This window comes from Massilia sp. HP4 (assembly GCF_005222695.1).
Lineage (GTDB): Bacteria > Pseudomonadota > Gammaproteobacteria > Burkholderiales > Burkholderiaceae_D > Telluria.
In genome coordinates, this window is the sequence record NZ_STGG01000052.1 from 57,600 (window position 1) to 71,109 (window position 13,510).

Consider the following 13,510-nt stretch of genomic DNA (forward strand, 5'->3'; position numbering starts at 1 on the left):
CATGAAGATCCGTTCGCTCGCCGCCAAGTTCAACCTGGTCTTCCTGGCCGTGTCCGTGTTCGGCTTCTGCGCCGCCGGTTTCGTCACCAACGCCATGCTGACCGCGAATGCCCGCGAAGAGACGCTGCAGCATGCCCGCCTGCTGCTGCAGGCATCGGACGCCGCCGGGACCTATACCAGCGCCCACGTCACGCCGCTGCTCGAGAACCGCCTGAAATTCGAATTCCTGCCCGAGGCGGTGCCCGCCTTCGCCGCCATCGAACACCTCGACCAGCTGCTCAAGGCCTATCCCAACTACCGCTACAAGCAGGCCACGCTCAATCCCACCAATCCGCGCAACCGCGCCGACAAATTCGAAAAGCCACTGGTCGACAAGCTGCGCGCCGAGCCGAAGACCGCCGAGCTGGTGGGCGAGCACGTCGCCGCGGCCGGCCCGGCCCTGTACGTCGCGCGGCCGATCCGCATCCAGGACGCGGCCTGCCTGGCCTGCCACGGCAAGCCGCAGGACGCGCCCGCCACCATGCTCGACATCTATGGCAGCGAGCGCGGTTTCGGCTGGAAGCTGGGCGAGACCGTCGGCGCCCATGTGGTGTCGGTGCCGCTGGACGTGCCGCTGCAGCGCGCACGCACGCTGCTCAACACCTATCTGCTATCGCTGCTGGGAATCTTCGCCTTCCTGTTCGTTGCGCTCAACGCGATGGTGCACCTGTTCGTCACGCGCCGCATCGGCCAGCTGTCGCGGGTCGCCGACGACGTCAGCCTGGGCCGGTCGGACGCCGCCGCCATCGATACCCGCGGCGGAGACGAGCTGGCCGGCCTGGCGCGCTCCTTCGACCGCATGCGCACCAGCCTGAACAGCGCCATGAAGATGCTCGATGAGTGATCTGGCGGAACTGCCGCAGCAGATCGGCAAATACCGCCTCGACGCCATCCTCGGGCGTGGCGCGATGGGTGTGGTCTACCGTGCCTTCGATCCGCTGATCGAGCGCACGCTGGCGCTCAAGACCGTCCAGCACCGCCTGGGCGACCCGGAACAGACGCAGGAGCTGCTGCGGCGCTTTCGCACCGAGGCCCAGGCGGCCGGGCGGCTGATGCATCCCAATATCGTGGCGGTGCACGAGTACGGCGAGGCGAGCGACCTGGCCTATATCGCGATGGAGTTCGTCGACGGCCGGCCGCTGTCGGAGCTGGTTGGCCAGGAGCCCTGCCCGCTGCCGCAGGTGCTGGCGTGGATGCGCGACCTGCTGGCGGCGCTCGCCTACTCGCATGCGCACGGCGTGGTCCACCGCGACATCAAGCCTGCCAACCTGCTGGTCACGCGCGACGGTCGCATCAAGGTCGGCGACTTCGGCATCGCCCGCATCGAGTCCTCGACCCTGACCCAGACCGGCGCCATGCTCGGCACGCCCAGCTATATGTCGCCCGAGCAGTTCCGCGGCGAAGCCATCGACAGCCGCAGCGACCTGTTCTCGGCCGGCGTGGTGCTATACCAGCTGCTGACCGGCCAGCGTCCGTTTTCGGGCACCACTGCGGCCGTGATGCAGCAGGTGCTGACCCACACGCCCCCGCCGCCCTCGCGCCTCAATCCCCTGCTGCCCGGCGCGCTCGATGCCGTGGTCCTGGGCGCGCTGGCCAAGGCGCCCGAGGCGCGCTTCGCCGGCGCCGCCGAATTCCTGCAGGCGCTCGATGCGGCCGTGGCCGCAGCCGGCCCTGGCGACGACAGCGACGCCACCGTGCTGCTGCCCCCGCCGCCGATGGCGCTCGCCGCCAGTGCCGAGCCGTCCCGGAGTGGCCTCACGGCCGACCTCACGGCGTGGAAGCTGGCCGCGTTGCCGCAGCTCGAAGCCCTGCTGACGGCGCAGATCGGTCCCGTCGCCCGGCTGCTGCTGCGCCGGATCGCGGCGGCCGCGCCGGACTTCGCCGCCCTGCGCGAACAGTTGCTGGAACAGATACCCTCGCCCACCGCGCGCGCCGAATTCGACGCCAGCCTGGCCGCGCTCGAAGAGGCGCTGGCGCCGCAGCCGGCAGGGCCTGGACCCACGGCCCCGGCGCCGCGCGCGCCCGATGCCGCCTTCGGCGCGGCGCTGGCGCGGTTGCTGGCGGTGGAGATCGGGCCAATCGCGGCGATTGTCGTCAGGCGCGCGCTGCCCCGAGCCGGCGAACGCGACGCCCTGCTCGCACTGGTGGCCGAGCAGATCGAGGCGCCGGCCGGGCGCGCGCGCTTTCTCGAACAGGCGCGCCGGCTGGACCCCGATGCCTGATCAGCAATCCTCATGCGCCAGCATCTCGCCCAGCGTGCGCGCACACGGCAGGCCGGCGGACAACAGCAGCAGCGGCAAGGCGCCGGGCTCGCCCTCGGTCCAGAACACCGCCCTGCCTCGCATGCCAGCGGGGTCCGGCGGCCAGGCCGCGGCCGGCCCATGCGGCGCTGGCCCCAGCCGCATCAAGGCCAGGTCGAGCCCGGCCAGCGGCAGGTCGCCGCACATCGCGCACACGGCCAGGTCGGCGACTCGGTCGAACCAGGCCTGGTTCGACGTCGCCGGCGGCGCGCAGGCCGCGGCCAGCGTCAGCGGAAAATAACGCCCGACCCGGTCGACGCTCGGCAGCAGCACACCGGCCATCGCGGCCCGTCCGCAGACGCCAGGGGCCAGGGCGAAGCGCCATACCGGCGCCTGCAGGTAGCGCCCAAGCCAGGCCTTCCCGTGACGCGCGCGGCCATCCAGCATCCCCGCCTGCAGCCAGGCATCCCAGCCCTGGACGAAATCTGGCGACAGCCGGCGCGCAACGAAATCGCCCTGGCTGGCCAGCTTGCCGAACACGCCCGGCACGCCGGCCGTATCGCTCACAGCGCGGCCGGGCAAGCGAAGCCCGTGACGTCGCGCCGGAATGGATTGATCACACTGCCCGCGGTCAGCTCATAGACGGCATTGCGGCCGTCCAGGCTGAAGGCCAGGCGATAACGCTCGGCCTGCAGCGGCTCGAGCGCGCCGCGGTCGACCATGCGTAGCCAGGCCCACGCGCCTTCGCTGCGCAGTTCCGCGCGCAGGCCCGGCGCCGCCAGCCGCACCAGGCCGTTGCCCTTGCCGCTGGGGAGGCGCAAGGGGACCGGCGCGGCCTGGCCGGCGCCGGCCAGCACTTCCTGGCCGTCGATCTCGAGCCTGAGCCCGGCCAGGCCGGCATCGACCACCAGCGGGCGCAGCGCAAAGCGCAGGGTGGGCTGGCGCGCGCCGCCGGCGAAGAACATATCGCGCACCAGCGCCCCGCGCTGGAAGGCGTCGAGCGCGGCCTGCGACATGCCGGCCGGGGCGGCCGCTCCGTTCGACGTGCGCCAGCGCCAGCGCGCGCCGCCCATGTCGACGAAGGCCGCCAGGTTGCGCGTGAAGAAGTCGTCCATCAGGCCGCCGGGCGCGAAGAATTTGCCGAAGTCGTCGGCGGTGGCGTCGCGTGCGCTGGCGCGCGCCAGGGGATAGCGGCCGGCGATGGCGTCGCGGCAGAACTGGGCCGGGCCGGCGTTCCACAGCGCGTTCAGGCGCTGGCGCTCGCCGCCCTGGGCCAGGCTGGCGCCGGCGTCGTGGAGGCCCTGGAACATGGCCGGCAGCGGCGCGGCCTGCCCCTCCCCGGCGCGCTTGAGGCGCACCAGCGCATCCTGCGTCGGCGCCGGCGTGCCGCTGCGGCGCGCGCTGTCGGCGGCGTCGAAGTACAGCGCGGCATCCCGGACCAGGGCCAGCATCTGCTCGAGCTGGGTGGGCGCCGGGCCCGTGACGAGCCGGTGCAGCGCGGCGAAATGGCTGTCGACCGGGTGTTGCTGCGGCTGCGCCGGCGCCGGCTGCCCGGCGCCGAACAGCGCTTCCAGCTGGCGCCGCGCCTTGCCGAGCCTTTCGCCGACCTGCTTGCCCGCGCCGGGCAGCGGCGCGCCGGCGTCGACGTCGGCCAGCGTCGTCTCGCGCGCGGCCCCGGCCAGCAGGACGCGCAGCGCCGAATCAGGGCCGCCCAGGGCGTTGCCCACCCGCGCGGCCTGGTCCAGGTTGCCCATCGGCGCCAGCCGCAGGTCGCCCAGGAAGCCGTCCCACGCGCGGATATAGTCGGCGAAATACAGCTGCAGCACCGCCTCGCGCGCCTGCGCCACGTCCAGCACGTCGCCCTGTTCCTGGCCCGCCAGCACCCAGTCGTCGCGCGCGATATCGGCCGCCGCCAGCCAGCTCGATTGGGCGAAGCGGCGGTAGCCGGCCACGCTGTACAGGCCGTCCACGCCGCGCGACAGCGGTTCGCCGCTGGCGCGCGCCAGCATGCCCGAGGCGTCGCGTCCGAGCGCGCGGCTGACGCTGAATTCGGGCAGCGCTTCCTGCGTGGCCTGGCGCTTGGCCAGGCCATGGATGCGTTCGGACAGCGACATCCCGGCCAGCGCCTGGCGCGCCTGCACCACCAGCGCAGCATCGAGCTGCACCGCCTCGGGCGCGTCGTCTTCTTCGAGCAGCGCCGCGAGGTGCGCCGCGAGTTGCGCACGCTCGGCCGCACCGGCCCGCGCCAGGTTGCGCTGCCAGGCCAACTCCACCCATGCCCGTACCGCGGCCGGGTCGAGATGCTGGCGCTGGCCCAGCATCAGGTAGACGCGCAGCGTTTCATACAGCAGGTCCTGGCCGTTGGCGTCGCCGCGGCGCAGCACGTCCTCCATGCGCGCCACGATGCGCGTCTCGAGGGTGCTGCGCAGCAGGCGCCGGTAGGCGGCAACCGCGCCATCGCCAAGCTTTTCGCCCTGGTACAGGCCCATGCGCTCGAGCAGCGCCACGTCGCGCTCGCGCATGGCATAGCCGGCCGGCAGCGCGCGCGCCGCCTCGAGTAGCGGCAGCACGCCCAGTTCGTCGCCGTCGACCGGCGCCGCCGCGGCCTGGCGCGCCAGCGCGGCGAGCGCCGCATCCGACTCCTCGACCAGGCGCGCGTTGCGCAGGTAGCTGACGCTCAGCGCGGCCGCCAGCAGCAGCGCCAGCACGGCGCCGCCGGCCAGCGTGCCCCATGCCGCCAGGCGGCGCCGCCGTTCGGCGCGCGGATTCAGGCCGGCCAGCCCCGCTTCGCGGAAGATCACATCGCGCATCAGGCGCGTCAGGAAATAGCTGCGGCCCGCCTCCGGGCCGGGAGGCAGCGCGCGGCCCCCCAGGCCGAACGAGGCCGCCAGCGCCGACATCACCCGGTCGATCGGGCTGCCCTCTTGCGTGCCGCTGGTGAAGTAGACGCCGCGCAGCAGCGCCGGCTGCTCGAAGCGGTTGGCCGAGAACACGGCCTGCAGGAAGTGCGACAGCGATTCTTCGAGCGCCGCGAACTGGCGCGGAAAGCCCATGACCAGGGCGCGCCGTCCCAGATCGCGCTCCTGCTGCATGCGCTCCAGCACACGCGCCTGGAGCTGGCCTTCCAGCGCCCCGAACTGCGCCGGGAACGCTGCCAGCGCCCGGGCCGGGGCAGCGCTGTCGGCCAGCGTGAAGGTCATGCCCCAGACCTGCGCCCTTTCTTCGCGTCCGAAGGGCTCGAAGAACTCACTGAAGCCGGCCAGCAGGTCGCTCTTGGTCACCACCACGTAGACCGGGAAGGCCAGCCCCAGGCGTTCCTGCAGCTCCTGGATGCGGGCGCGCACCGCGCGCGCCTGGGCGTCGCGCGCGGCCCGGTCCTGCAGCAGCAGGTCGGCCACGCTGAGCGCCAGGATCACCCCGTTGACCGGGCGTTGCGGCCGGTATTTTTTCAGCAGCTCCAGAAAGCCGCCCCAGGCCGCGCGGTCGACCTCGAGCTGGCTGTCCTGGGTCGTGTAGCGTCCGGCGGTATCGAGCAGCACCGCCTCGTCGCTGAACCACCAGTCGCAATGGCGGGTGCCGCCGACGCCGCCGATGGCCTCGGGTCCGAGGGTGTCGGCGAGCGGGAATTCGAGTCCGGAGCGGGTCAGGGCCGTGGTCTTGCCGCTGCCCGGCGCGCCCACGAACATATACCAGGGCAGCTCGTACAGGTAGCGGCCGCGCATGCGCCAGCCGGGATTCGCGGTGCGCAGCACGGCCAGCGCGGCACGCATGCGCTGGCCCAGCGCGGCCACCTCGGTGGCGGCCGGGTCGGCGGGAGACTGTTCTTGCGCCGGCGGCGCCATACCATCCATCAGGCCGCGATGGCGGCGCCGCGCCAGCCACAGGCGCGCCGCAAACCAGGCCGCCGCCAGCGCCAGCACCAGTGCGATCAGCATCCAGCGCGCACCGGATGACGCCAGCGGCGCCCCGGCGCCGGTGTCCAGCAGCGGCGCCCAGAACCAGATCAGGATGGCCAGCAAGGCCAGTGCGACGAGTATCGGTATCAACGGCTTGCGCAGCCAGCGGGGAAGAAAACGGTTCATGGATGTCTCGTTCAGGATACGCGCCGCTCAACCCGGCGCGCTGGGCGACAGGACGACGATGTCGACGCGCCGGTTGCGCGCGCGGTTGGCCGGACCGTCGTTGGGCGCCACCGGCTCGGTATCGGCGCGGCCTTCGCTGGTAAAGCGCTCGGGTGCACCGGCGCGCGCCGCCAGCAGCGCCGCGACCTTGCGCGCGCGTGCCTTCGACAGGTCGAAGTTCGACGGCAGCCGCGCCGACAGCGAAGGCCGGGTGTCGTCGGTATGGCCGACCACCATCACCCTGCCGGGCGTGCCGCGCAGCGCGTCGCCGATGCGCTCGAGCACCGGCTGCAAACGCGCCGACACCTCGTCGCTGCCCGGGGCAAAACCGCCGTCGCCGCGCAGGGTCAGCACCGCGCGGTCGGCGGTGCCGCGCACGCTGACCTGGCCGGCCGCGATTTCCAGCGCCAGTGCGCTGGCCAGCGGCGACGGCCCGCGCGCCAGCGCGGGCGCCGCCACCACACGCGCCGGCGGGGCCGCGCGCAGCGCCGCCAGGCGCGCGTAGACCGGGTCGGAGTGGCGGTTGAGCAGCGCGCCATAGCCCAGCTGGAGCAGCAGCAGGACCACGCCCGCGCCCACCGCCAGCAGCCACGCCGGCCAGGCCAGCATGCGCGGCTGCGCCTGTTCGTGCCCGCGCCAGTGCGGCGACAGGTCGTGCTCGCGCGGGCCGCGCTGGCGCGTGATCAGCGCCAGCAGGCGCTCGCGCAGCAGGGCCAGCTGTTCGTGGCCGCGCTCCAGCACCCGGAAGCGGCCCTCCAGCCCCAGCGCCAGGCACAGGTACATCAGTTCCAGCACATCGACATGGCGCTGCGGGTCGGCACTCAGCCGCTGCAGCACCAGGAAGAATTTCTCGCCACCCCAGGCTTCGTTGTGGAACTCCACCAGCAGGCTGCGTCCGCCCCACACCCCGCCGCCCCAGGGCGTGCTCGAGATGGTTTCGTCGACCAGGGTGCATAGCGCATAGCGCGCGGCGGCGATGGTTTCGGCGTCGATGCGGGCGTTCCTGGCCTCGGCCTCGAAACGGCGCACCGCCTCGCTCAGCTGGGCGCGCAGCGCCGCCAGCTCGGGCGCGGTAGCCAGGGTGCGCAGCGGCGCCACGAGTTCCAGCAGCGGCGCGGCCGCGCGCACCAGCGGATTCAGGCCGACGCCGGGCGGCGCCGGCGGCAACTGGCGGGCGGGTGGCGGCGCTGCCGCTGCGGACGGCGACGGACGGCGCCCGCCCGTCGGGACCAGCAGGGTACGGTCCGGGTCCGGCCCGGTGTCGCGGGGTTCGTGTGAGTGCATGTCAGGAAGCCTGGTCGCGGATCGCCCAGAACTGCATCTGTAAACCTGGGAAGCTGCTCGCGATGTGCATGGCGAAGCCGGCGGAGCTGGACAGCTGCTGCCAGTAGTCGCTGCCGCGGTCGAGTTCAAAGTAGGTGTAGCCGGCCAGGTAGGGCAGCTGGCGCGGCGCCACCGGCAGCGGACGCAGCGCGATGCCCGGCAACTGCAGGTTGACCAGGTCGCGGATCGTCTCCACCGACCCGATCTTGACTTGCGGCGGGAAAGTGCCGCGCAGCGCTTCCGGCGCCATCTGCGCTTGCACCGCAAGGACGAAGGTCGCGGCGCGCAGCAGCGCGCGATCGGGCAGCACCGCCACCCGGATGCCGAACTGGCGCTCTTCGAGCGCGATCGGCACCGCATGCGGATCCATTACCGTCGACAGCGAGCGGCGCAGGTCGAGCACCAGCGGCGCGAAACTCTCGCCCAGCGCATCGTGGCGGTAGGTCGGATACGGCGTCGGCCGCTTGTCGGCGCGGGTGAAGGTGGCCAGCTCGCCGGCCAGGCGCACCAGTTCGCGGTACAGCGTTTCCGGGTGCAGGCCGCTCATGCCGGCCAGGTGGGCTACCAGCGCCTGGCTGCGGTTGAGCAGCTGCAGCAGCAGGAAGTCGGCGATGTCGGCGGCGCCGGCGCCGGCCGGCTGGACCAGGCGCGCGGCCAGGGCTTCGCCGCGCTGGTGCAAGAGGCCAAGCAGCTCGTCGAGAAAACCCTTCAGGGACGGCGCCGCGCGCACGTCGAGCACCGGCGGGCAATAGGCGGGATCGAGCACGACACGGTTATCGGCGCGCCGCTCGACCACCCGCGCCACGCCCAGCGTGACCCAGGCGTCGGCGACCTCGCCCGCCAGCGCCAGGCGCAGGCGCAGTTTGCCGACGGTCATGAGCGCGCTGCTGTCCAGGCCATTGCTGTCCCAGGCCTCGTATTCGCGGCTGCCATGGCGGGCCAGGTTGTCCGGGCCGGGACGGTCGTCGACTTCGCGCATGCCGTGGCGCCGCAGCGGCAGCGCCAGCACGACCGTGACGTCGCGCGCGTCGGACGGGATGTCGATCGGCAGCGGCAGCTCGTCTTCGCTCGGGGCGCCGACCGGCGTACCGTCGGGCAGCACGCCGCTGAACGCGACCAGGGCCAGCTTGCCCAGCGCCAGCTGCTGCTGGTCGATCTCGAGCCGCGACACGCCCCAGGCGTAGGGCCGCAGCGCGCCGACGCGCGCCTCGAGCTGGGTTGCCAGGTAACGGTCATGCTGCTGGAGGTGTTGGGGCTGCAGCAGCATGCCTTCGGACCAGACTACTTTACTTTGCCACGCCATGGGTACTCGCAGGATCGGTGGAGGGAGACGGCTGCCCGGCGCGCAGGCGATCGACCTGCTGCGCATAGGCGCTCGAGAATTTTTCGCCGAACAGGCGCTGCAGGTCTTCGTCGGCGTCGCGCGCCAGTTCGTCATACGACGCGACCAGGCGATCCCACATGCGCGCCTTGCGGCCGGCCGGCAGCAGCCGGTCCAGGCGCCCCGGCTCGCCCAGGCGCCGCTCGATGCGGGCCGGGTCGAAACGCTGCACGACGGCGCCCAGGGCAGCACGCATGCCGGCGATCACGGCCAGCTCGTGCGCCTTGAGGTCGTCGAAGGCGCCTTGCACCGCCGACTGCGGCGGCAGGTAGCCGGGCAGCTGGGCGCCGAGCATCTGGGTCAGCGCGCTACCGGCGTCGGGGAAGAATTTCAGGGGATTGTTGGCGCGCGGCGCGATCATCGTCATGTCGATATGGCTTTCGCGCTTGGTCAGCGCGCGCGCCACCAGCACGTCCATGGCGCCCGCGGTCAGGCCGCGCAACATCTCGCCGGCCAGGCGCGCCAGTTGTTCGGGGGGATGGCTGGAACGCAGCTGCGGCAAGCCCAGGCCGTCGAGCAGGGCTTGCAGCACGGCGTCGTTGGGGTCCGGTGCGGCCGGTGGTGGCGGCTCGATATCGATGAGCGGCGGCGGTGGCGCCGCTCGTTGCATGTCCACCAGCGGATCGTAGTCGGCCGGGATCGCGACGAAGGCCGGCGGCGGGATGAAGGCCTGGCGCTCCGGCGCCACATGGTCGGGCTGTGCAGCGATCTGTGCACCACGCGCGGCATCGTTCGCGAGGCCGGCCAGCCCCAGGCCGAGCGGGTCGTCTCCGTCCAACGTGGATGCGCCGTCGAGGATGCTTGCGCCGGCCAGGAAGTCGGGCGCGCCAGCGGCGACTTGCGCGGGCGCGGGCGCCATCATGGTGGCGTCTTCAGGCGCCGGCGCCTGCCCTTCCAGCGCCGCCGCCAGCACGTAATCGCCGATCACGATCCGGTCGCCATGTTCGAGCACGACCTCGAACCCGGCGCCCAGCGGGCGCTCGTTGACGATGCTCGGATTGCTGCCGGCATCAGTGAAGACGTACCGGCCGTCGCGCCAGCTCACGCTGGCATGGCTGCGCGACACGTACTTGCTCGGGTCGTCCAGCACCAGCCGGTTGCCCGGCGCGCGGCCGAGCATGCCGCCGTCGGCGTCGAATTCGGCGCTCGCCGCTTCTGACGGCGGCTGGCCGCGATAGCTCTGCACCCGCAATACGAGTTTCATGGTGGTTCCTCAGTTCTTTCCGTCGTCGGCGTCGCGCGGCGCAAGCGGCGGCGCGCCCGGGGGGATGGTGGCGGCCAGCACCGCCGCGTTCACTGCGGTCGACGCCGCCGGCATCGGCAGCGGCATCGTCGAGCCGACGATCAGCGCCGGCCCGATGCTGAGAAAAGCGGCGCCGGCCTTCAGCGTGATATTGGCGCCGGCCTCGATCACGACATTCATGCCTGCCTTGATGTGCACGGCCTGGCCTCCGTACAGCGCAGCCTTCATGCCGCCCTCGACCGCCATGTCCAAGGCGGCCACCTGCGTGGCCGAGCCGCCGGTCTGTTCGCGGCGATCGCCGCCGATCCTGAGGTGGCGGTCGCCGTCGACCTGCTCGACGCTGTCCCTGGCTACCTTGACGTGATGGTCGCCGCCGATCCAGGCCAGCGCGTCTTGCCGTACGCGCTGCTCCAGGTCGCGCGCCGCATGCAGGTAGAACTGCTCGGCGCCCTTGCGGTCTTCGAAACGCAATTCGTTGAAGCCACCGCCGCCCTTCGAGCTATTCGACCTGATGGTCGACCTGGTCTGCCTGGCCGGCAGCGCGTAGGGCGGCATCGTGTCGCCGTTGTAGACGCAGCCCGTGACCAGGGGCCGGTCCGGATCGCCCTCGAGGAAGCTGACCACGACTTCCATGCCGACGCGCGGCACGAACATCATGCCCCAGCCCTTGCCGGCCCAGCCCTGCTGCACGCGCACCCAGCACGAGCTGGTCTCGTCGGCCTTGCCGTCGCGGTCCCAGTGGAACTGGACCTTGATGCGGCCGTACCGGTCGGTCCAGATCTCTTCGCCGCTCTTGCCCACCACCATGGCGGTCTGCGGCCCCTGCACCACCGGCTTTCTTGCGCTGGCCGGCGCGCGGTAGCTGTGTTCCTTGCCGATCGCCTCGAACACGCAGCGGAAATCCATGCCCTCGTTCGACCCATCGGTGCGGTAGTTGTTGCCGGTGACTTCAAGCTGCGTTCCCGTGATCAGGAAGGTGCGGTTCTGGTCGCTGCGCGGATGTTCGGCCAGCGTGAACAGCGCGCCGACCGTCAGGCCGCGCGCATTGCCGGCGGCCTCGATGCGCTCGCCCTGGCCGTGCAGGGCCTCGATGCGTGCGCGCGCAAAGCCGTTGCCGGTGCCGGCTGCGCTATAGCGGCCCGGATAATCGTAGTGTTCGTAGCGGCGCTGGTCGAACGGCGCAGGAACGTTCGCCTTGACCATCAGGGCGCCGCTGGTGCTGGCCGAGGCCTTTTCGAAATCGAAGTCGTTGAGGGTCACGACGCTGGGCTGGATTTCGCCTCCCGGCGCAAAGCGCGTCACCGTCTCCTTGAGCGGATCGCGGCCCTGCTCGTCGTCGCGGAACAGGATGGTCTCGTAGCCGCCCACCGCCTGGTGTGCGCCATAGCCGTCGGCCAGCACCATCGTGTGGGCGCCATCCAGGTGCGTGAAATAAAAGTAGATCCCTTCTTCTTCCAGCAGGCGGCAGACGAAATTGAAGTCGGACTCGCGGTACTGCACGCAATAACTGCGTGGCGCCGGCGTGGCCGACAGCAGGCCATCCTTGAGCGAGACCAGGCCGCCGTAGTCGGCCACCACCGCCTTGACGATGTCGAGCGCGCTCTTGTCCTGGAAGATGCGGCAGTTGGTGGAACGCGTGAGCAGCCACAGACCCGGATGCACGATCGCCTGGTAGGACGGCTTGTCGTCACGCCAGCCCTGGTAGGAGAAGTGAGTGACGATGCCGTGGAAGTGACGCTGGCCGCCCTTGGCCAGGTCGATGCTGACGGTGATATCCGTGCCCAGGACGTCGGCGATGCGGATGTCGCCGCGCTCCGATGCCAGCTCGATGCGACACTCCGACAGGCGCCCCAGCGCTTCGCTGCAGTGCATGCGCTTGAACAGCAGGACGTCGGCGCCGAGGGCGGTCTTGACGGAGACTTCGCGCTGGGCTTGGGTGGGGAGGATCGGCATATGGACAGAACTTGGGCGTGGAGAACGGCTCTTTCGGGCACAGCTACAAACGAACGCTGGCACGATGCAAGCGCTTCATGGAAGATACGCGCCGTTACGGGAGATGGATGCACGGGCAACGACGGCCATCCATGCAACGGGCTTCGTCGGGAATGGGCGAGTCCTCGCCATATCGCCGCCCGACGCTCGATTCAATCGGGAATATACAAGACCAGCCGGTCGTTAATCTGACGGAAAACTTGATGCGGCTGCTGCTTCGCCTGGGTCGCGATAGCTGCGGAAAACTCCTGGGTCAGACCCTGTGGTTCGGAATCGCTCGTGCGTAAGGAAAACGAGCTGCCCAATGATTGCCTCAGGCCTGCATCCCTCCAAAGAGCGGTAAAGCCGGCAACCTTGTTGGCCGCCTTCAATTTATTCAGCCGGTCGAAATCCCGTGAAGACGCCCACACCATGCCTGGTACGCTCGACGACCTTGCCATGATCCAGCTGGCCCCAGTTCCTGCAGCAGGAGACATCTTCCAGTCGCTCGGATCGAACGGCGAGATCGGATAGCCATCCAGCGCGAAGATATGGGAATACAGTGAATTGATAAAAAACCCCAGGGTGTCCTCATGCATCGCAATGTCCATATTCCTGTTCCCGTCGCTGCCGATGGTCGGGAAAACCGCTTCAACATGAATCTTGAGCAATTGCAATGCCCCCCACCAGCCCGCATCAGCCGACAGAGGCCTGTTCGGCTCCGGGCGCTCATGGGGGTCGTCGCTGCGTTGGTCGGGGTTCATGCCCGCGAAACCGCCAAATTCCGGACTGGCGCACATCTTTGCATATCTCGCGGTCTGCGCAAGTCGGTCCGCGGGCGCCATACCGGTGCCGTCTATCTGCATTATGGCGGTCTTGTTATGAATGTTGAGCGCCATCGCCCTCAGGCATTTCCGGGCCAGCATGGCCGTGCTGGACGTTTGCTCCAGATGCAGGGCAGCGTAAGCGCACACGTAGGCAATCGTGAAGTAGTAACGCACCGGGAGCACATGGTGGTAAGTCCAGGAGCCCAGACGCGGGGTCTGCGAATTCATTTGAGCACGAGTTTGCTGGTTTAGCTGGATCGTTAGCATGCGCGGTTTTTCCTTTATGGTGCAACGTTACTGCCCAAGTATCGTTTGGCGAAAACGAGCCGTTCCCGGTTGGTCGACAGGACACGGGCCGGAATGGC

Annotated in this window: 9 protein-coding genes; 2 read left to right on the plus strand and 7 right to left on the minus strand. The window is 70.5% G+C overall.

Translation table 11 applies throughout. From position 1 onward, the window contains the following. Position 1 precedes the first annotated feature (1 nt). Both E8M83_RS20180 and E8M83_RS20185 read left to right on the plus strand, forming a co-directional pair. Positions 2 to 883, plus strand: coding sequence for a DUF3365 domain-containing protein (locus tag E8M83_RS20180; protein WP_137175141.1), 882 nt, complete (start codon positions 2 to 4; stop codon positions 881 to 883). Then, positions 876 to 2,261, plus strand: a complete 1,386-nt coding sequence (locus E8M83_RS20185) for a serine/threonine-protein kinase (protein ID WP_206077500.1) — start codon at positions 876 to 878, stop codon at positions 2,259 to 2,261. Before E8M83_RS20180 ends, E8M83_RS20185 begins: the two co-directional genes overlap by 8 nt. Here the strand turns inward: E8M83_RS20185 and tagF are convergent, their stop codons facing one another. From tagF to E8M83_RS20220, 7 genes are all read right to left on the minus strand, one after another. Then, positions 2,262 to 2,846 (minus strand): type VI secretion system-associated protein TagF, encoded by a 585-nt coding sequence (gene tagF / locus E8M83_RS20190; RefSeq protein ID WP_206077501.1) that lies wholly within the window; start codon positions 2,844 to 2,846, stop codon positions 2,262 to 2,264. After that, positions 2,843 to 6,361 carry a type VI secretion system membrane subunit TssM gene (gene tssM / locus E8M83_RS20195; protein ID WP_137175142.1) on the minus strand — a complete coding sequence of 1,173 codons (3,519 nt, stop codon included), beginning with the start codon at positions 6,359 to 6,361 and terminating at the stop codon, positions 2,843 to 2,845. Before tssM ends, tagF begins: the two co-directional genes overlap by 4 nt. 27 nt (positions 6,362 to 6,388) lie before the next feature. Continuing rightward, positions 6,389 to 7,684 (minus strand): type IVB secretion system protein IcmH/DotU, encoded by a 1,296-nt coding sequence (icmH, locus tag E8M83_RS20200; protein ID WP_137175143.1) that lies wholly within the window; start codon positions 7,682 to 7,684, stop codon positions 6,389 to 6,391. Between the two features lies 1 nt (position 7,685). Further along, positions 7,686 to 9,026: a type VI secretion system baseplate subunit TssK gene (gene tssK / locus E8M83_RS20205; RefSeq protein ID WP_137175144.1), complete on the minus strand. Its 1,341-nt coding sequence runs from the start codon at positions 9,024 to 9,026 to the stop codon at positions 7,686 to 7,688. After that, on the minus strand, positions 9,010 to 10,308 hold the full coding sequence (tagH, locus tag E8M83_RS20210; RefSeq protein ID WP_137175145.1) for a type VI secretion system-associated FHA domain protein TagH: 1,299 nt from the start codon (positions 10,306 to 10,308) through the stop codon (positions 9,010 to 9,012). Before tagH ends, tssK begins: the two co-directional genes overlap by 17 nt. A 9-nt stretch (positions 10,309 to 10,317) precedes the next feature. Next, positions 10,318 to 12,300 carry a type VI secretion system Vgr family protein gene (locus tag E8M83_RS20215; RefSeq protein WP_206077502.1) on the minus strand — a complete coding sequence of 661 codons (1,983 nt, stop codon included), beginning with the start codon at positions 12,298 to 12,300 and terminating at the stop codon, positions 10,318 to 10,320. Positions 12,301 to 12,491: 191 nt separating this feature from the next. Next, the gene (locus E8M83_RS20220) at positions 12,492 to 13,412 is read right to left on the minus strand and encodes a hypothetical protein (protein ID WP_137175146.1); all 921 of its coding nucleotides are present in this window, start codon (positions 13,410 to 13,412) and stop codon (positions 12,492 to 12,494) included. Positions 13,413 to 13,510 lie beyond the last annotated feature (98 nt).

What these genes read in the sequence shown, in the direction of transcription:
- E8M83_RS20180 (WP_137175141.1), top strand. Translation starts at nt 2, where the DNA reads ATGAAGATCCGTTCGCTCGCCGCCAAGTTCAACCTGGTCTTCCTGGCC.
- E8M83_RS20185 (WP_206077500.1), top strand. Translation starts at nt 876, where the DNA reads ATGAGTGATCTGGCGGAACTGCCGCAGCAGATCGGCAAATACCGCCTC.
- tssM (WP_137175142.1), bottom strand. Translation starts at nt 6,361, where the DNA reads ATGAACCGTTTTCTTCCCCGCTGGCTGCGCAAGCCGTTGATACCGATA.
- icmH (WP_137175143.1), bottom strand. Translation starts at nt 7,684, where the DNA reads ATGCACTCACACGAACCCCGCGACACCGGGCCGGACCCGGACCGTACC.
- tssK (WP_137175144.1), bottom strand. Translation starts at nt 9,026, where the DNA reads ATGGCGTGGCAAAGTAAAGTAGTCTGGTCCGAAGGCATGCTGCTGCAG.
- tagH (WP_137175145.1), bottom strand. Translation starts at nt 10,308, where the DNA reads ATGAAACTCGTATTGCGGGTGCAGAGCTATCGCGGCCAGCCGCCGTCA.
- E8M83_RS20215 (WP_206077502.1), bottom strand. Translation starts at nt 12,300, where the DNA reads ATGCCGATCCTCCCCACCCAAGCCCAGCGCGAAGTCTCCGTCAAGACC.
- E8M83_RS20220 (WP_137175146.1), bottom strand. Translation starts at nt 13,412, where the DNA reads ATGCTAACGATCCAGCTAAACCAGCAAACTCGTGCTCAAATGAATTCG.